This window comes from Nitrincola alkalisediminis (genome assembly GCF_009821115.1).
Classification (GTDB): domain Bacteria; phylum Pseudomonadota; class Gammaproteobacteria; order Pseudomonadales; family Balneatricaceae; genus Nitrincola; species Nitrincola alkalisediminis.
In genome coordinates this window covers 39,943-58,519 of record NZ_VYTY01000001.1, presented here as the reverse complement: position 1 = coordinate 58,519, position 18,577 = coordinate 39,943, and the positions used below count along the sequence as shown (strand labels likewise).

Annotated in this window: 16 protein-coding genes; 7 read left to right on the top strand and 9 right to left on the bottom strand. The window is 47.0% G+C overall.

From position 1 onward, the window contains the following. Window positions 1–31: 31 nt before the first annotated feature. The 3 genes from F5971_RS00270 to atzF all read right to left on the bottom strand — a co-directional run bounded on the left by F5971_RS00270 (window position 32) and on the right by atzF (window position 3,986). Window positions 32–1,348, bottom strand: coding sequence for an MFS transporter (locus F5971_RS00270; protein WP_193493370.1), 1,317 nt, complete (start codon window positions 1,346–1,348; stop codon window positions 32–34). Between the two features lie 140 nt (window positions 1,349–1,488). Next, the gene (locus tag F5971_RS00265) at window positions 1,489–2,169 is read right to left on the bottom strand and encodes a GntR family transcriptional regulator (protein WP_036506248.1); all 681 of its coding nucleotides are present in this window, start codon (window positions 2,167–2,169) and stop codon (window positions 1,489–1,491) included. Window positions 2,170–2,189: 20 nt separating this feature from the next. Then, on the bottom strand, window positions 2,190–3,986 hold the full coding sequence (atzF, locus tag F5971_RS00260) for an allophanate hydrolase (protein WP_193493368.1): 1,797 nt from the start codon (window positions 3,984–3,986) through the stop codon (window positions 2,190–2,192). Between the two features lie 334 nt (window positions 3,987–4,320). Between atzF and F5971_RS00255 the strand changes: the two genes are divergently transcribed. Then, on the top strand, window positions 4,321–4,563 hold the full coding sequence (locus F5971_RS00255; protein WP_202806777.1) for an inner membrane CreD family protein: 243 nt from the start codon (window positions 4,321–4,323) through the stop codon (window positions 4,561–4,563). A gap of 181 nt (window positions 4,564–4,744) precedes the next feature. Here the strand turns inward: F5971_RS00255 and F5971_RS00250 are convergent, their stop codons facing one another. Continuing rightward, a complete protein-coding gene (locus tag F5971_RS00250) occupies window positions 4,745–5,593 on the bottom strand; it encodes a Rossmann-fold NAD(P)-binding domain-containing protein (RefSeq protein ID WP_193493366.1) in 849 nt (282 codons plus the stop codon). 101 nt (window positions 5,594–5,694) lie between these two features. Beyond that, window positions 5,695–6,231 carry a hemerythrin domain-containing protein gene (locus tag F5971_RS00245; RefSeq protein WP_051513768.1) on the bottom strand — a complete coding sequence of 179 codons (537 nt, stop codon included), beginning with the start codon at window positions 6,229–6,231 and terminating at the stop codon, window positions 5,695–5,697. Window positions 6,232–6,454: 223 nt separating this feature from the next. Here F5971_RS00245 and norR point away from each other — a divergent pair, with 223 nt between their 5' ends. Together norR and F5971_RS00235 are read left to right on the top strand one after the other, a co-directional pair. Then, entirely contained in the window at window positions 6,455–7,981 is a 1,527-nt protein-coding gene (norR, locus tag F5971_RS00240) for a nitric oxide reductase transcriptional regulator NorR (RefSeq protein ID WP_036506245.1), read from the top strand. Next, the gene (locus F5971_RS00235) at window positions 7,978–8,175 is read left to right on the top strand and encodes a DUF454 family protein (RefSeq protein ID WP_193493364.1); all 198 of its coding nucleotides are present in this window, start codon (window positions 7,978–7,980) and stop codon (window positions 8,173–8,175) included. Before norR ends, F5971_RS00235 begins: the two co-directional genes overlap by 4 nt. Before the next feature lie 43 nt (window positions 8,176–8,218). Here the strand turns inward: F5971_RS00235 and F5971_RS00230 are convergent, their stop codons facing one another. Next, the gene (locus F5971_RS00230; RefSeq protein ID WP_193493362.1) at window positions 8,219–9,436 is read right to left on the bottom strand and encodes an NnrS family protein; all 1,218 of its coding nucleotides are present in this window, start codon (window positions 9,434–9,436) and stop codon (window positions 8,219–8,221) included. 279 nt (window positions 9,437–9,715) lie between these two features. On the opposite strand from F5971_RS00230, the gene F5971_RS00225 reads away from it, so the two are divergent. The 4 genes from F5971_RS00225 (at window position 9,716) to F5971_RS00210 (ending at window position 12,594) form a co-directional block, all read left to right on the top strand. Continuing rightward, window positions 9,716–9,868, top strand: coding sequence for a hypothetical protein (locus F5971_RS00225; protein ID WP_193493360.1), 153 nt, complete (start codon window positions 9,716–9,718; stop codon window positions 9,866–9,868). 214 nt (window positions 9,869–10,082) lie between these two features. Beyond that, window positions 10,083–10,832 (top strand): molybdate ABC transporter substrate-binding protein, encoded by a 750-nt coding sequence (gene modA / locus F5971_RS00220; RefSeq protein WP_193493358.1) that lies wholly within the window; start codon window positions 10,083–10,085, stop codon window positions 10,830–10,832. Next, window positions 10,832–11,500 (top strand): molybdate ABC transporter permease subunit, encoded by a 669-nt coding sequence (modB, locus tag F5971_RS00215; RefSeq protein WP_193493356.1) that lies wholly within the window; start codon window positions 10,832–10,834, stop codon window positions 11,498–11,500. The genes modA and modB overlap by 1 nt, the downstream gene beginning before the upstream one ends. Beyond that, a complete protein-coding gene (locus tag F5971_RS00210) occupies window positions 11,497–12,594 on the top strand; it encodes an ABC transporter ATP-binding protein (protein WP_193493348.1) in 1,098 nt (365 codons plus the stop codon). Before modB ends, F5971_RS00210 begins: the two co-directional genes overlap by 4 nt. Window positions 12,595–12,690: 96 nt before the next feature. Here the strand turns inward: F5971_RS00210 and F5971_RS00205 are convergent, their stop codons facing one another. From F5971_RS00205 to flgK, 3 genes are all read right to left on the bottom strand, one after another. Beyond that, complete coding sequence (locus F5971_RS00205; protein ID WP_193493346.1) at window positions 12,691–15,045, bottom strand: bifunctional diguanylate cyclase/phosphodiesterase; 2,355 nt, start codon at window positions 15,043–15,045, stop codon at window positions 12,691–12,693. Between the two features lie 207 nt (window positions 15,046–15,252). Beyond that, window positions 15,253–16,515 (bottom strand): flagellar hook-associated protein FlgL, encoded by a 1,263-nt coding sequence (gene flgL, locus F5971_RS00200; RefSeq protein WP_036513824.1) that lies wholly within the window; start codon window positions 16,513–16,515, stop codon window positions 15,253–15,255. Between the two features lie 12 nt (window positions 16,516–16,527). Further along, window positions 16,528–18,534, bottom strand: a complete 2,007-nt coding sequence (flgK, locus tag F5971_RS00195; protein WP_036513821.1) for a flagellar hook-associated protein FlgK — start codon at window positions 18,532–18,534, stop codon at window positions 16,528–16,530. Window positions 18,535–18,577: the final 43 nt, after the last annotated feature.

The following is an 18,577-nucleotide window of genomic DNA, read 5'->3' as shown; positions in this document are numbered from 1 at the left end:
AGCAAGGGCAAAAAACGTATTTTAAACGAGCCTAGCTACGACTAGGATCGCTAGGCGAGAGGGTCTCTTGCTCGGCCTCAGCAGACTCCAGTTCCGCCGCTTCTCGCTCCTGCTCAGCATGCTCAGCTGCCCAGACACTGGCCGCTTCTACAGCAACTGGAGAGGCGGTTGGAATAACACTTAAATAGCTTTCTGTCGTGTCGGCTGGCGAATGGGCTCGTTGTGTAATGCGATAGGCCGCATAGAGGACAATCAAAAGAAAGGTGATAGCTAACACTGGCCAGAAGGCATAAGGGCCAAAGGTTTCCATGGCCCATCCCGTGACCAAGGGGCCAATAATGGCACCTAACCCAAAGGTGAAGACTAAACCACCCGATGCAGCTGGCATTTCCTCGGTGGATAAGGAATCGTTAGTATAGGCCAGAAATAATGAATACAAAGGGGTTGTAACGCCGCCAGTCAAAAACGCAGACAGCATTAAGAACCCCATTCCCCCATCATTCATCCAGCCCAACAAACACGAAACCGCACCCAATAGCGCAGCACCCAATATCACTTTACGTCGATCTATGCGATCTGAAAGCCAACCTATCGGATACTGAAGAACCAAAGCGCCTGCAAACAGCATAGCAACGAACAAGGCAATGTGCGTCGCAGACAGTCCAATTTGAGAACCAAATACAGCCCCCATCCCAGATTGAGTTGCATAGGCACTCCCCAACAAGAAAATACCCACCGTGCCTAAAGGAGAGTTCGAAAAAAGAGCACGTAGGCTCATAGGTCGTGCCACTTCAACATTGGGCACTGGATTTACGGATAACAAAATAGGGGCAAAGGAGATTGAAACCAATATCGATGCACCAATAAAAAGAACTGAGGTAGCCGCATCACCGAGGGTTAACAAGCCTTGAGCACCGATAATCCCGAGTGTTTGTGCAATCATATACGCGGATAAGACCTTTCCTCGGTTTTCGTTGGTGGCGGCATCGTTCAACCAACTCTCGGCCGTGACATACACACCCGACATACAAAAACCTATGAGAATCCTGAGTAATGTCCATGCCCAAGGTTCGGTGATTAAAGGAAAGGCAATTAAGCCTGCCGACATAAAGCTTCCCAACGCGGCAAACACACGTACGTGCCCTACTCGCCTAATCAACAGCGGTGAGAATCGAGCACCTGATAAAAAGCCGACAAAGTAACCGGACGTCACAATCGCCAATTCAGCAGCGGAAAAGCCTTCGATCCCTCCCCTAAGTCCAATTAGCGTGAAGTGCATACCATTGCCCAGCATGATCAGTACAATACCCAGCAAAAGAGGCCAAACGCCAGAGAAAACCTTTGTCATACTTCACTCGACTTAACGTGTTGATAGAGCTCTGACTCTGGCACACCTGGCTTAAATGCAATATCACAACGACGTCATGACTAAGCCCTTTTGCGACGACTCATACGATTCGCTAATCCAACATGAGGCACTACTTCTACTCATTGCATATGACGCTCCCTCGCCTCCTGCAACATATGCAAGGTGATTTTTCGCACCTCGTCTCGGCTGACCGTGATGTGGGCTCGCAGCAAATACTTGGCATGATCGGAACGGCGATGCTGAATGGCATCAAGGATTGCCGCATGTTCTTGATAGGTAGCATCAATTCGATAATCCTTGGTGAAATCCAAGCGACGAATAATGTGAATTCGTTCACTGAGATCGCGATGAATCCGAAACATTTCGGAGTTACCTGCCGCCTGCACCAAGCGACTGTGAAAGGATCGATCCAGATCACTCAAACTCATATCCGTCACCCGATCAGAGTCTGGCACACACCAAATGGCCCTGAGCTCTGCGATGCACGCTGGCAACTCAGCCAAATGACAGAGTCGCTCCACAGCTGAGGTTTCGAGAAGTATGCGAAGATCATACAGCTCCTCAAACACCTTAAAATCAAAAGGCCTTACCTGCCAACCACTGCGGAAATGCACCTCGACATACTGCTCCCGATGCAGTCGATGAAGCGCCTCTCGCACCGGAGTCCGGCTGGCCGCAAAGCGCTCAGCGATTTCTGTTTCACTGAAATACTCTCCCGGTAACAACTGAAAGTTGAAGATCAACGTTTTCAATTGCTCGTAGATACGGTCCGCCAGATTCTCGCGTTTGGGTTTCGACATTGATGCACTCTGCACAGTATTTAGTTTGAGGCTATATAAGCACGCCAACCGCCAAAGTGGGTAATGTCTTTTGCACTGCCCAGCGCTACAGGCTCGCAAATGAAACCTTTGACACGACGACCATCCTCTAACAATAGGGTACCGATACCCAGCGGCTCTGGAATTTCTGCCACAAATGCACCGAAATTCGCCAAGGGGACGTCCCAAAGCTCCACCTGAATTGACGCTCCATTTTCAGCGACCCGCGCAAGCCCAGGCTTAGGAGGCGTCGTATTGGCCAGTGCATAGAGACGGTATTCAGGTGCAGTCTGAGTCGCTTCAACAAAACTTGCATGGCGTGTGGTCAGTTGGAAGTTGAGTGGCATTCCCGTTAAATGCGCCCCAACCACTGCAACTCGCACGGCGCCCGGTGCAACAGGTTTGAAGGTTGGAACCATGGCTTGGAAAGGCTTGCCCGTCGCCCCCATCGGCAATGCCAAATGGGCTTGCCAGCGTTGACCGAAGTCGGCCAGTGCAAAATCATGCCAAGCATTGGCAATTAACGTAATGCCAGCTGGCAACCCATCTGCTCGGAAGGGAGCCGGTAAAGCCAGTGCTGAAAGATCTGCTAAGTTCGTAAAATTTGTGTAAGTGCCAAACTGAGAGTTGTAGAGGATGGGTTCGTCTTGCATCTCGGCTAGGGTGCGAATCGTCGGAGAGGTCGGCACCACTAGCGCATCCACTTCAGAGAGCTGTTGCTGTATATGACGTGCTAGGGCTTGACGTTGGTATTCGGCATCGAAACATTGCAAGGCCGTGTAATCCATACCCTTCGCTACAATACGGTGCACTGTCGCATCCATCGCTTCTGGATGTTCTATCAGCTGTGAACCTATCGCATGAGTGCGTTCGGCCACCCATGGCCCCTGATACAAAAGTTCAGCAAGCTGGGTAAAGGGGGTGAAATCAATTTCCACCAGATCCACCATTTTTTCCAATTCACTGCGTGCTTGCATAAACGCAGCCTGCATCAGTTCATCACCAAAGAACGCCAACTTGGATGGAATGGCGAATCGGGGCCGCTCTGGCATTCCTGTCGGTGCGGTATTTGGATTTTTCCGCGAATAAGCATCAGCCAGATCTTGCTGCTCACCAAGAACCTGCGCTACCTGTACGGCATCAACAACCGTCAAGGCAAACACCGAAACACAGTCAATTGAGCGGCAGGCCGGCACGACGCCCTTGATCGAAAACCACCCTCTGGTTGGCTTCAATCCGACTAAATTATTAAATCCGGCTGGCACTCGGCCTGAGCCAGCTGTATCCGTTCCTAGGGCAAAGGCAACCAGTCCACGTGCTGTCACAGAGGCTGAACCAGAGCTCGACCCACCGGACACATAATCAGCTTTAAAGCTGTTCGATACCGCACCATAGGGTGAGCGCGTCCCCACCAGCCCTGTCGCAAACTGGTCAAGGTTGGTTTTACCAATCAGGACCGCTCCAGCTTCTTTCAGGTGCGCTACAACGGTAGCATCTTCCGTAGCGGTGTAAGCAAAGTCAGGACAGGCTGCCGTTGTCACCCATCCAGCAACATCAATATTGTCCTTCACCGCAAAGGGTACCCCGAACAAGGGCAAAGAGTCGCCTTGCTCCCGGCGTGCGTTGAGATGCTCCAATTGCTGTTTTAGATCGCTGGCAGAAAGACGGCTGATCCATGCGCAGTCGTTTACATGATTAACGGCATCAACCAGTTTTTCCAAGTGCCCATTGCCCTCATTCTGCTGATGCGCACTCAGCCAATCACTGATCGTCCAACCAAGGGTTTCCAGAGTATTCATGATATATCTCGCTAGTATCCTATCTTGTATACAAGAGATAGCAAGATCAATACCACCTATAAACAACGATTCAAAATCAATTACTTATAAAAAACAATACAAAAAAAAGAATAAATACACATCACAATTTGCACTCTATTAACGCAAAAAAACAGCGGTTGCACGCTTTTGACCTTTTAATGACGGACTATTTTTATGTTTGCATTTGCCAAATGAATAGGGTGCGTTAAAGGAATGATGCTATGTATAAATCGTTTGGATGGCGCTTTTTTGTTGTAGGCGTTCTTATCATTTTAATGTCTATCCCACTGTTTTTTTGTGGGACAGATTGTCGATGATCGCTCCCGTGGGTCGAAACAGCCGTATTCGAATGGTCAGTGATTGGCCGCATCCGAGTTTCACTGGTGCTTTTCTACCCAATACACGGGAAATATCAGATGAAGGCTTTATCGCCGACTGGTCAACTCCACATCTAGCACGCGCCCTGCCCCAAATGAGTCGAGAGTCCTATAACGCTATTGCTCGAAGACTGGTATGGATTTCAGGAAGAAAGCGCGAAGCGTGGTGGCTGGTTTAAACGTAAATCACCCACGCCCACAGCACCTGTTGAGTCGTGAGTGCTGACGAGATTCAATTGGATTCAGCTGACTGATAACTGACAGCTGATAGCTGATAGCTGATAGCTGATAGCTGATAGCTGATAGCTGATAGCTGATAGCTGATAGCTGATAGCAACAGATTAACTCAACGTATATGAGTTAATCTGTTGATTGATGAATATCACTTAACATCGCCGTATACCCCGCCCGATAATCAAGATACCGCCAAACAAATCCCGTCTCTTTAAGCCGCTGATGACGAATACGCTTACTGTCACGCTGAGCAGGAGCTGACGATTTGGCCTCCACACCCAATGTCTGCTGCAACCAACTTAATACTTCATGCAAGCTAGCAGGACAGGTATCCGTCAAATTATACGACGTTGCGATCAGGTCTCCTCGATGACGACAATTAATCAGATGCATCACCGCACGCGCGGCATCGTCGATATGGATTCGATTCGTATAGATCGGAGGGTCTGCAGGAGGCAGAAAACCCTGGCGCGCTTGATTTAACAAGAAATAGCGCCCAGGACCATATAGGCCAGAAGGGCGCAACAACGTGACAGGCTGAGATTGAGCAAGCCAATCGTTTTCTGCCTCTAGCAGAACGCGCGCGGTTTCTCGTGTGGGCTTGCGCTCAGACGTCTCATCAACCCACTCGCCACCGGACTGACCATACACTCCCGTCGATGAAATTAACCAGACATGCGCTTGTGGAGCGATTTTTTTAAGTGCGTTGGCTGCCTGTTTCGCGACTTCCAGATAGGCCAACTGATACGCCGCAACACTCGAATCAGAAGGCGAAAGGCACAGTACCACATCATCAGGCGGGCTCGGTAAATCCGGCCATGGGCTCGCCGCATCCTGTTGAATCAACTGAACCCCCGCAGGCGCCTGCGCACCACGGCGCATTCCGTGTACGTCTAATCCCTGCTCAACGGCTAGCGAAGCAATCCGACCGCCTAAATCACCAAGGCCAACGACTAAGAGTGTTTTTTTCTGCATTTTGGCTCTACTTTTTGACTAACGTCTTTAGACTAACCTCAAAGGGTAACACTGCCTAATGACGTTATACCATGGCCTACTGCACTTTATCGATAACTGGCTTATCCACCACAGCCTCCACAACAGGCTCCAGAATGTTTTTCAACGGGCACAAACAAAACATGACTCTCCAAATCAATGTGCGCACGGACATCAACAATAATCTCACGAAGCAGCGTGTAAAGTGCTGTCCATGTCCCACAAGCACCTTCAGGCAGCGTTAGCTCATCAGTCAGACTCAGTATTCGTTGTAACGCCAACTCATGCTCCTGATGCTCATTTTCCATGACCATAATGGGTCCTTGAGGGTAACTTTCATTGGCTAACATGGGAAACAGAATTTGTTCCTCCTTCATCATATGACTTTCCAACTCCTGAAACATGAGTAAAAGATGCTCTGTTAAGCCCACTGGACACTTAGCACTTGCTCCATGAACCTGCTCGACACGGCGAGCCATATGAATGGCTTCTGGGAATTGTACTCGGTGGACCGCATGGTATCGCTCAAGCACAAAGTCAATAAGGTCTTTATTGGGTAGTGATTGCCATTGCTGTACATTGCGTGTCAAACCCGCTTGAGTTGCTGCTGATAATTGCATAAAGCACTCCTAGAATTTAAATCATGTTCGTTCAATTAATACTCGGATAGATAAAGGCAAACAGCATGCCATATATCTAAAAACTCATCAGGGCATAAAATGAATCGCGCCTGAGTGTATAAATTGACATACCTCTTCTTAGGAATATCCATCACGGGCGCATCGTGGTATTTTTTACCCAATTCATTTACGGTATATTCGACCCTACAAGGTAAAAAAAACCATGATTCAGGAAAGCCTGCTCGCGGATTTAGTCACCGATCAACCAGGACCTGTTCGTCTACAGAAATTGGTGTCGACATTAAAAAGTTACTTTAATTGTGGAGCCGTGGTTTTATTACGCAAAGATGAGCAAGCACTCATTCCGATTGCCAGTCATGGTTTAGTCAAAGAAGCCTTAGGTCGTCAATTTGAACTCGCACAACACCCCCGCTTGGCCATGCTTTGTAGCACGCGTGTAGCCTTTAGATTTGAACCTGACAGTCCACTACCCGACCCCTATGATGGATTGATAGAAACCCAACCGGGCGAACACTTAGCCGTACATGACTGCATGGGCATGTCTTTGTTTATTGAAGGTGAGATTTGGGGTGTGGTAACTCTTGATGCGCTTACCCCTGGTACCTTTTGCGAACAACATCGACAAGACCTCCAGCGTTGCTCGCTCGTGATTGAAGCAATGCTTCGTATGAGTCGATTAGAGCAGGACAATAAAGCGCTTCGACAGGGGCGGCAAGATGACGCACAGATGGAACGTAAACTGCACTCGGAAGTGAATATTATTGGTCAAAGCCCTCAATTGAACGAAGTACTGAATGAATTAAGTGTGGTTGCTGATTCAGAACTACCCGTTTTGTTACTAGGGGAAACAGGCACGGGGAAAGAATTATTTGCACGTCGACTGCATCTTCTTTCACCTCGTCACACGCAAAAAATGGTCTATGTAAATTGTGCAGCACTGCCTGAGACACTGGCTGAGAGTGAATTATTTGGTCATGCTAAAGGGGCTTTTTCAGGGGCTACAGGTGATCGTCAAGGACGCTTTGAAAGTGCAGATAAGGGAACTATTTTTCTAGATGAAGTCGGTGAGCTTCCTCTGAATATACAAGCTAAATTATTGAGAGTTCTACAAAATGGTGAGGTACAGCGCCTAGGGACTGATAAGATTCGCCACGTTGATGTCAGGATAGTGGCGGCCACCAATCGCAATCTACAAGCTCAGGTGAAAAGCGGTGAGTTTCGTGCAGATCTCTACCATAGACTATCTGTTTACCCTTTGCATATTCCCCCTTTACGCGATCGTGGAAATGATATTCTCTTACTAGCAGGATTTTTTTTAGAACAAAATAGAACTCGACTAGGGTTTCGCAGCTTACGACTTGATAACACAGCGGAATTGCTCTTGCTTAATTATCAATGGCCTGGGAACGTCAGGGAGCTGGAACATGTCATCAGTCGGGCCGCCATTAAAGCTCTGAGTTATGGAGTCAATAAAGCCGACATTATTACGTTACATAGTCATTTCTTTCAGGGTCTTAGCGATCAACCCGTTGACGACTTCGATAAAAGTGCAAACATCAGCTCTGACAACGCTCTTGTACCCTTAAAAATAGCGGTAGAACAAACTCAACGTAACTTGATTCGTCTTGCGCTTTTAAAGGCTAATCACTCATGGGCTCAAGCGGCCAGATTACTGGCTGTCGATGCCAGTAACTTACATAAACTCGCTCAACGACTGGGACTAAAGTGATACGAAGATTCTTGTGGCGCTGTGTCGCCAGTGTAGCCATGCTGCTGGCGTTAGCGGGCATTCCTTTGCCAGGCCTACCAACTGTACCTTTCATATTGTTGAGTGCTTGGGCTGCAGGTAAAGGCTGGCCAAAGATACTTGTCACCACAATTTTACTCGGCACTGCCACATGGCTATGGCGGCGCCCTGAGTAGTTTTAGTAGGTTTGATCACACCACATAAGGCCTATCGTTCCCGTTAACCTGGTCGCCCATCTGCCCTCGGTGCTGTCAAAATAGGGGTATAAACAACAATATAAAAGACGTAGGCAACAACCCATGCAATGATTGCAAAATAGTATCCTTGTAAGGCAAAGCCAGGCAGCAACCATGTTAAAAAGACACGTGATACAGCCGCCAAAATCACCAATGCAAATGCGATAGTCATGATCACTTTAGGTTGTAAAAGACGCCCCGAATGTCCAAGAGAAACACGTGCCATCATAGAAAGAATCATAATTCCCATAGCACCAGCCGTTAATGCATGCACGCCCGTACTGATACTCACTGCAAACCCAGCATAGCGTAGAGCAAATAGCGCCAATCCTATCGGAATAAAGGCAACGGCAATATGCAGTGACCACAATAAAGGAACCCGCCAAGTGATCCACATTTTTAATCTGATCAGTCGAGCAAAATTAAGGAGTGCCGCGATCGCATAAAGAGCCGACAGCAAAGAAGGCGCTAATAAGGGTTTTAAAAGCAAGAACTGTAATACAAAAATTAGCCAAATAGAGCCTAGGGCTGCCCTATCTAACCATACCAAAGGCTGTACTTTGGGGGTATTGGTTCCGTTAGCCGTAAACATAGGCAACACACGCCCTGAAACGACACTCATCACCAATGTCACTAACCAAACAGCATTCATACTTCCGTAATGAACAAACTGAAATTGATTCAATATAACGCCAGCATGCATAATGCCGTTACTGATGGTCAAGAGCAGCAGAATCGGTACAAAAAATAAATTTCTGACTTGTTCCGCTTTAAGAATAATATGTCCAAAAAAGACAGCCGCGAGCGGCAAAAAAATTAAATCGACTGTTGCAACAAGTAAAGGCGGTAAACTACCACCAAAAAGCATTAAGACACGACCGAGCATCCAGACTAGCGCTAGAATCAACAAAGAAGCGCCATGTGTCGCACGCGTTCCTGTCCAGTTTTGAACCGCTGTTAATAAAAAGCCTACAATAATGGCGGCAACAAAACCAAAAATCATTTCATGTTGATGCCAAAACATAACATTTGCATAGACATTCAGTACTAAATGACCACTTAACATCATGCCCCATAACGCCATTGCAACAACACTATAGAGTGCACCTAACAGAAACATCGGACGAAATGCCTGTCTAAGCAATGGTGTTAGTGACTGTTCTCTAGACATATCGGTCACTGAGTGACGATGATTTGACATTTAAAAGCCCCTTAATCAAAAATGGTATAAACACGTCAGGAGCATTCATCACTAACCCGGTTAGTGCTGCTCTTGGGTAAATTTTCTCACTACTGGATAAGCAAGACGTATACCATCTTTGAAGGCGTCATTAATCTTGAAATAAAATCGACACTGCCGAGACATAAGCGCCTCTGTCGCCAAGCACACTACCTCTTTAGGGCAATTTTCACGTTTAGCCATCTATGGCATATTCATGCTGAATATTTCAAGCATGATTTTCGCGGATAGGGTGGAACATTGGTTCCCACACTCTGTGTAGATCGCTCACCTGACGATGTAGATCAGTTCTCTGTGCTCATCAGCGAATCCGAGCAAACAGGATTTAGCTTGGACATTGTCTTTGTTGCAGCCATGGATGGAAGAGCTGGCATTCGTGCAACAAGCGAATAATGCTTCAACCATTGAAAATGATGATGCAACAGATCCAAATGGAGATAATTGCGAATTTTCTTGCCATGAATCGCAAGGGCGATGTTGTTCACCTTAACTGAGATTGTGTATGACACTAAAAGCACGAGTTGGCATTGTTTATTACCTGAGAGGTATTGCCGCCTCCTTGTTGATATGTTTTTCTATAGAATAACCTTGTACATCTGGAGCTCTAATGCCGTTCATTTTAATTCTTCTGCTACTTCTTCCATTATCTACGTATGCGGCCAATCCAGTTCGTATTGCGGCGGCAGCAGATTTACAACTGGCGCTGCCTAATATTGAAAAAGCCTTTAAGGAGAATCATCCTAATAGCAATATCAGTATAACCTTCGGCTCTTCCGGTGTTTTTACCAGCCAGTTGCGCCATGAGGCCCCTTTTGAGCTGTTTTTTTCCGCCAATTCAGACTTTGTCGAGCTACTTTATAATGAAAAACTCACGTTAGATGCAGGTACCCGTTATGCTTTTGGCAGGCTTGCATTTTACACTCAAGATGCTCTGTCTGCAGATTCACCATCAGAAGCACTTTTGCAATGGCAGGAAAATGCGAACTCTAGCGATAAGCTTTCAATTGCCAACCCGCAACATGCACCCTACGGCATGGCTGCGATGGATTGGCTACAGCATTGGTCTGTTAAGGACACATTACAGCCGCGACTTGTTCTAGGCGAAAATGCAGCTCAATCCGTTCAGTTTGTGCTTTCCGGTGCCGCTCGTGCGGGTATTGTCGCTTGGCCTTTGTTGGCAAACCGACAGGATCTGCCCGGTATAGCTTGGTTAATCCCTGAGTCAGAGCACATCCCGCTTGAACAAAAGATGGTATTAATGAGAAACGCCAGTCCAACAGCTAAAAACTTTTATCAGTTTATGCAGACAGAAACAGCTAAAAAAATACTGATGGATCATGGCTTTGGTGCACCTTAATGGAATTTCAAGCGCTTGAAATCTCCTTCAAATTAGCGATTCTTACCAGTCTATTGCTTCTGCCCATCGGCATCGCACTTGGACGTTTCATTGCATGGAGTCATCGACCTTGGGTGCCTGTACTGCAAACTCTGATTTTCCTGCCATTGGTCTTACCCCCCACAGTGCTCGGCTACTATTTTCTAGTGGCTTTTTCTGGTCAAGCCCCCTTCGGCAGCCTTTGGGAAACGCTTTTTAATAAATCGCTTAACTTTAGCTTTGAGGGCTTACTCATCGCATCCATTATCGCCAACCTCCCATTTTCTGTACAACCCATACAACACGCATTTAGCAGTATCGACCGAGATCTTCGTGACGCCGCCCGAACCTGTGGTCTTAATGCTTGGCAGGCTTTTTTCAAAATTGAACTGCCGCTCATTTGGCCAGGTTTAGCGGGAGCCTTTGTCTTAACCTTTGCTCATACCTTGGGAGAGTTTGGTGTCGTGTTAATGGTCGGAGGCAATTTATCAGGAGAAACACGAACCCTATCGATTGCCATATATGATCAAGTGCAAGCGTTTAATCTCGAAGCGGCTGGTCAGATGGCACTCGTGCTACTCGCTCTCGCCTTTGTAAGTTTACTCCTACTCCAAGGCCTTGGGCAGTTTCGTCAGCGGAGAAAAATATGACGCTTGGACTCTATCTGGACTTCGACCTTGAATCCTGCGGTAAGATTCCCCTAAAGGCCAAGCTCCACATTCAACCAAGAGAACTGGTTGCGCTACTTGGTCCATCCGGAAGCGGCAAAACAACACTACTCAGAAGCCTAGCAGGTTTGTACACTGAAGTAACAGGACACATCCAAAGCGGAAATATAGACTGGCTTAATAGCACTCAGAAAATTCAAATCAAACCAGAGCAACGTTCGCTCGGAATGGTCTTTCAAAACTATGCGCTCTTTCCTCACTTAACCGCATTACAAAACGTGATGCTTCCGTTGTTTAAACTCTCAAAGCGGGACGCAAACCAAAAAGCATTGGACTGGTTAGCACGTGTCCATTTATCAGGCCTTGAGTTACGTAAGCCTCATGAATTATCCGGTGGCCAGCGCCAGCGAGTCGCATTGGCACGCGCCTTGGTGGCTGAACCCCGTCTCCTCTTACTTGATGAGCCTTTTTCCGCAGTGGATCAAGCAACACGCCATAAATTACGACGCGAGCTGGCGCTGCTGCGCCATCAAATTGAAGCCCCCACCTTGCTGGTGACACATGATCTTGAGGAAGCCCTGCAGTTAGCGGATCGTATTTGTGTGCTCCATCACGGCCAAATTTTGCAAGTTGCCACACCCGATGAGCTAATGAGCCATCCAAGAAGCCCAACAGTGGCACGACTTCTTGGCATGCATAATCTATTTAAGGGCATCGTTAAAGATGTCTCAAAGACCCAAATAACCTTAGACTGGTGTGGAAAAACACTTTTGATTACCACTCAAAAAACGTACAAAGTAGGTCAAACAATTGAATGGATGGCCACACCCCAGAGTTTAATTTTACACCGTCCTGATAGACCGTCTAATGGCGACAAAGAAAATCCAATCGAGGGGCGGATTGAAGAACTCGTTATGCTGGGCCCACATGTCAGCATCAGCGTACGCCCAACACATGCACCAGAACTCCCCCTGCGCTTTTTTATTCCTCGTCATTTTGTCGAGCGACAAGATCTGCGTATGGGGATGTCTATTTTTGTGTCTTTGTTAGGAGAGCAGCTGCATATATTTGATTAATATCGTATGTCATATGCTCTTGGATTAAACCCGACTCCTTCGTAGAGCATCGTCAACGGAGTTTTGCTAAAAATCGCTAACCTTGGAGAATATCTTTCAAGAAGAGCAAGCAACCCCCTTTCGATCTGAAACAAGCACTGACAAAGGCTGTGGTTTGGATATCAAATAGCCTTGAATGAAATCACAGCCTATCTCAGCAATGAGCTCAGCCTGCTCGGTTGTTTCGACTCCTTCCGCAATGACTTGAATACCCAACTTGTGGGCCATCAGCACCATCGCTTCGCAAAGCGCCAATGTATCTGAGCCGACTTTGAGGGTCGAGATAAAACACTGATCAATTTTGAAGTAGTCAATATCATATTGATAAATATAGGCAAGCGACGAATAACCAGTTCCAAAATCATCCAGTGCCACATGCATACCATGATCTCGAAACACCATCAGTTTTTTGATGGTTTCACAATTTGGATCTAGCATCACACCTTCAGTAATCTCAACAATAATGTCATTACAGGACAGATTATGCGCTTTAAGCTGATGAACCCACTGCGTCAGCTGTGTTTCCTCATGCGCAAACTGTATCGGGGAAACATTAATACTGACCTGAAACCCATCATCGTAGGCGGATTTTAAGGCAGGTAAATCCTGACACACTTGATCGAACACCCGTTGGCCAATCGCAATAATCAATCCGCACTCTTCGGCAAGAGGAATAAATTCTGCTGGACTGATCAGGCCTTTTTCAGGATGTAGCCACCGAACCAAGGCCTCCGCTTTGGTGATACGCTGGGATTGACAGTCAAAGATAGGCTGATAATAAACCACCAGCTCGGTTTCAATTGCGTCACGTAGATCGGCAATCAACTCACGCTTATGCAGAATGGCTTCTCGCATCACCGGATCAAAGTATCTATGCCGATTGCGGCCATCTCGCTTGGCCGTAAACATGGCCTGATCAGCTGACTTAAGGAGTTCCTCAACACAATCTGCATCTGCAGGGTAAGTCGCAATTCCAATACTGCTGGTTACAAAAAGACGGTGCTCATGCACCTGTATCGGCTCAGCCAGCAGCTTCAGTATCTGGTGGCAAAAGTCGTCAAGCGAAACAGCATAGTCATGGCCTGTCAGCACGAGTGTAAACTCATCATCCCCTAGCCGAGCCAGAAGATCAGGCGGCTTAACCACTCCTTTCAGCCTTCCGGCGACTTCACACAAAACCTTGTCGCCCGTTTCATGGCCAAGCGTATCATTAATATCCTTGAAGTTATCCAGATCCAGCAGCAGCAAATTCAGGTGTGTACCCCCTTGCTTTGCACGATCGATGGCTTCAGAAAGCTGATAGTTAAGTAAATAGCGGTTAGGTAATGCAGTGAGAGAGTCATTATTGGCCTGAATCCAAATCTGACGTTCAGCTTCAAGACGTGTTTCTGCCATCTGTTCGAACTGCCGCTTCAGTTGAACCAGTTCAATGACACCTTCATTCGCTCTATCACGCTCAAAAATACCACGCTGTAACTTGCGACTCGCGGCGGTCAACGCCTCGATGGGTTGTAAAACCCCACGTTTTAGGACTTGAGATGTAATCCAGAACAGCCCAAGCATCACCAAGGAAAACGACAGCAATGAAATGTAGAAACGCTGATTGATTCGATTGAGCACGGCATCTGTTGGGACACCGATCGTCAACGAAAACGATTCATGACCAATATTATGCAGTAATGGGAGCGTATACTTCATCCTCCGGATGCCATCGTCTCCTAACAAGACCTCGGCTTGATTATAGCCATTGGACTGAGCAATCAAGCGACCCAATGCGTCTGGATCGGCAGGGTAATTGGCAACCAATGTGTTTAAACTATCGATGATAAATGCCGTACTCAACTCTGGCAAATTGCTGGATTCAAGATACTGTGTCCACCATGCCAGTGAAACAACAGCGACAGCAACGGCTCTAACCTCATCAGTGACTGCATCGATCACCGGGTAACCAAAGTTAATGCTTGTGGTATTGGCCGCACGATCAAGCTGGTAGGTACCAATTGAGAACCTTCGATGGGTCAGTGCTTCTTGGAAATAGGGGCGATCAAAAACATTGACCGAGCGATTCAAGGGGTGTGCGTTACACAGGAGATCACCATTGGCTAGCGGAACACCAATATTCACATACAAGGGGTTAAGCTTCACGATCTTGGATAAAAACTCACCGCAAACAGGTTCAACAGGGTCTTGCAATTCGGGGAGTTTAACAAGGTACGTCAGGTAGGTTTCAGTGTCGGAGAGTATCTTAGATTGTAGTCCTGCAACATCTTTTGCGGTCATCTCAACTTGTTGCTTAAGTGAGTGGAGTGCTTGTTGCCGACTCTCCAACATGTCAGCCGTAATTGCAACATAGCCAGGTAAGGTAATCAGGCCAACCAGCAATGAGAGACGGTTTCGTAGTGACCTGATCAATGCTGGAGACCCTCGGCTGAAAGGCGTTTGACTCATCCATCAAACGTCATATTTAAAATTCAACACCTGCGCGATTTTGCTATCAATTCAAAGCTCTATCGAAAGATATGCCGTGATTGCGCATTTGTCAAATCAGCCTTTTCAAACAATCCTAACGAGACTTTAAATGGCACGAAACTCATCAATCAGACTCATCTATACGTTTCGTTAACGTAGGTAGTCAAATAAGCTGAGATTTTGCACACGAGCAAAGGTGGCTTGTGCTGCTTGTAAGGTTACTTCGGCCATTTTAAACTCAGTAATCGCAGTCGCATAATCAAGGTCTTGTATACTTGATAAGGTCGTTTTGGTGAAAAGTGTAAACTCTTCATTTGAAGACTCAACTCGATCCAATGCATTTTGACGTGCACCTAATGCGGTCCGAACTTCAAGATTGCGCTCAGCCGCCGTCACAAAATCAGCTAGCGTTTTCGCCGTCATCTCTTCGAGCTCTTTAGCATTCTCCGGTGTTTTAGGACGCTCCAGTATTTCCGCAAAATCCAATGCAACATCAATCAAACTTTTTTGCTCACTGCGGATGTTCAATACGACGTCTGCCTGAGGATTGGTCGCTAGATTTAAAGCAGGGGTTGGCTGCTGCAACGCAATCTTTAAGCCCTCAAGCTCTATTTCAACCGGAAAATCGCCATCAGACAGATTATCCACTTCGGCAATCAAATTGCCGCCACTGTCGCGAAGGCGATAGGCATATTCATTCGCAGGTGCATCCGCTGTCAGCTCTAGCGACAATTGTAAATCACGCAGGCCTGCGCTGAAGCTTCTAAAACGATCCTCGTCCGCCTTACTATCAAAGCTCACAGAGGCCACCATGTCTCTGGCCTCGCCTTCAGGATTCACCACCAATCGACGACCAACGGCTTCGAATAATAACTCGCCTGAATCATTCGAGGGTACCAACAAATCACTGGAGACCTGTATCATTCGCTGGCCACCATCGCCATTAAATTGATAACGACCATCCGGCATCAGCTCGTAGGGTTTCGTCAGGCCTTTACTGCCTGAAAACAAATATTCACCTTGCGAGTCTTTGGTGTTCATCAAACTTGCCGAATAACTGGCCATTTCCCTCAGCTCTTTCGCTATCGTGACTCGATCACTGTCACTTAAGGTAGCGTTACCTGCTTGAATGGTGAGTTCACGCATACGGTCCAGCGCAACATTAATATCGGTCAGGATTGTCTCTTCAAGCTCAAGCCGTCTTCGCGTCACATCAATGTTGGTTTTAAATTTATCGTACTGAGCCAACTCACGCTCAAGCTTTGCAATTTGCGCGGCTGCAACTGGATCATCAGATGGCTTAAGCACACGCTTAGCCGCCGAAATTTGCTCCTGAGTCTTCGACAGTGTTTGCTGGTTGCGCTGCATATTGTTAATTGCATTGGAGAACTGTTGTTGAGTGGCAATACGCATGATAGGCTCCTATTACACAACGCTTAGCAATGAGTCAAACAGGGTCTGAGAAGCACGAATCAACTGAGCTGAGGCTTGGTAGGCTTGCTGATACTGTATCAACTTCGCCGCTTCCTCATCCAGGTTTACGCCGGACACACTTGCACGGGCATTCATCGTTGACTCCAACACTGAACGACTCGAGCGGAAGTTAATCTGAGCGACTGAGGTTTCAGTGCCTACTTTGGAGACCATGCTTCCATATATATCTTGAAAGGATTGTGTATTAATCATTCCTTTCTGCTGCAAACCCGACATCAACAATGCATTACGGTTATCCGAAACACCGTCGGTATTGTAGTCAAATGAAAAACGATCACCAGCCTTAGGCTGATTATTGATCCGCACATTGTAACCATCCAGTTCAATCACCACACCGGGAGTAAACGTCTGGCCAACCATGGGTCCATTTCCCAAATCCAATGCTTGTGGACTATTTGGATTGGACATATCAAACACACTGAACGTCAGAGGATCGGTATTCGAAAAACGTACTTCAACTGGCGGTTGTAAGCGTTTGCTTACCGAAAAACTCGTCGCATTTATATCTGTAATTTCGACGGATGCTACGCCTGTTCCCGTATTGTCCTGGGGTGCTTCTACACGAATCGGCGAAGCCAAAGCCAGTTGACGGCCACTTGTTAATTCGGTTCGAATATCACTGGCGCCTGTTGCCACGGGTTGAATCAAGAAGGTATCGCCCGGACGCATGGGCGTCGTGGTATTTAAGCTGACTCTAAATCCGTCCAGTGCCACAACTAAGGTTTCAGAATTGGCATCGATGTAATAACTACCCTCGGTTACATCGGAAGGAGAGGCAACACTGGTCATATCACTGAGTGAAAATACGCGTCCATCGGACTCACGCTTAACGGTCGCCACGGCATCCAAGCCCACAACTAGGGTGTAATCACTGGCTTTAAGCTTGGTTGCATCCGTTATGACAACACTTCCAGCCGACAGAGTGCTGTCATTGGTCCGTTTTGGACTAATGCGCTGCTGAGTTAACGCTGCGTCGTTAATGTCTCGAAATAAATTACCACCAAGCCGACCATCAAGATCCATACCCATCTTGTGCTGATCATTCATAGAACCGGCGACCAAGATAGCAATCCGTCCTAACTCTTGCTGAGCCGGCTCAAGGATTTTTTCACGGTATTCGGTTAATCCACCTAGCTTGCCTCGGCTAATTTGATTTGATAAGTCCGCAGGGCGACCTGCAATCAATAAACTGAGTTGATATTGATCGGCACTTGGATCGCCTCGTGTAGCCGTCAACACATTAGCACTGTTATCGACCACTAAGGGTAAGCCATTGCCAATAAAAATGCTGTACTGATCTCGTCCTTGCTCAACAACAGATACATCCAAATATTCCGATAATTTCACAACCATTTCATCACGCTGGTCTTTCAACTCATTCGATGGGCGGTTTGCAGCATTCGCTAAACGTATCTTTTCATTCATATCCGCAATATTTGCCGCTATGGAAGACACTTCCTGAGAGTACACAACCAGTTGATCGTTGATGGTCTGGCTCTGGCGAGTTAAAGAGGCGCTTAATTCACTGAAGCGCTGCGTTAGACCACGGGCTTCGGCCAAGAAAACTTCACGGTTCGGTAACGAAATCGGGTCATCCACAACGTTTTGCATGGCTTTAAAATAGTTGTCCAACGCCGTTGATACACTGCTGGTACTGCTCGCCAAACGGTTATCGATTTCATCCGCTAGAAGTGTAAAGGTTTGAGCATAAGAGGCTGATGATGTATCAGACCACAATTGACGCGTTAAAAACTGATCTGTAATTCGTTGTATATCCGTAACCTGCACACCCATTTGATTATCACGGGTGGATTGGTTGGTCACTTGACGGTTATAGCCAGGAGTATTCACGTTGGCAATGTTCTGACCAATGACCGACAGCGCGGACTGATTGGCTCTGATACTCTGCAAGCCCAGATTTAACAAGTTAGATGACATTTTCGACTCCTGATGGAATTACAGCTCAAACACGTGAGGTACT

Bases quoted from the DNA above. Each gene is read 5' to 3' on its own strand.
- F5971_RS00250 (WP_193493366.1), bottom strand. From the start codon at position 5,593: ATGCAGAAAAAAACACTCTTAGTCGTTGGCCTTGGTGATTTAGGCGGT.
- atzF (WP_193493368.1), bottom strand. From the start codon at position 3,986: ATGAATACTCTGGAAACCCTTGGTTGGACGATCAGTGATTGGCTGAGT.
- modB (WP_193493356.1), top strand. From the start codon at position 10,832: ATGGAATTTCAAGCGCTTGAAATCTCCTTCAAATTAGCGATTCTTACC.
- F5971_RS00265 (WP_036506248.1), bottom strand. From the start codon at position 2,169: ATGTCGAAACCCAAACGCGAGAATCTGGCGGACCGTATCTACGAGCAA.
- flgL (WP_036513824.1), bottom strand. From the start codon at position 16,515: ATGCGTATTGCCACTCAACAACAGTTCTCCAATGCAATTAACAATATG.
- norR (WP_036506245.1), top strand. From the start codon at position 6,455: ATGATTCAGGAAAGCCTGCTCGCGGATTTAGTCACCGATCAACCAGGA.
- F5971_RS00230 (WP_193493362.1), bottom strand. From the start codon at position 9,436: ATGTCAAATCATCGTCACTCAGTGACCGATATGTCTAGAGAACAGTCA.
- flgK (WP_036513821.1), bottom strand. From the start codon at position 18,534: ATGTCATCTAACTTGTTAAATCTGGGCTTGCAGAGTATCAGAGCCAAT.
- F5971_RS00270 (WP_193493370.1), bottom strand. From the start codon at position 1,348: ATGACAAAGGTTTTCTCTGGCGTTTGGCCTCTTTTGCTGGGTATTGTA.
- F5971_RS00245 (WP_051513768.1), bottom strand. From the start codon at position 6,231: ATGCAATTATCAGCAGCAACTCAAGCGGGTTTGACACGCAATGTACAG.
- F5971_RS00255 (WP_202806777.1), top strand. From the start codon at position 4,321: ATGATCGCTCCCGTGGGTCGAAACAGCCGTATTCGAATGGTCAGTGAT.
- F5971_RS00210 (WP_193493348.1), top strand. From the start codon at position 11,497: ATGACGCTTGGACTCTATCTGGACTTCGACCTTGAATCCTGCGGTAAG.
- modA (WP_193493358.1), top strand. From the start codon at position 10,083: ATGCCGTTCATTTTAATTCTTCTGCTACTTCTTCCATTATCTACGTAT.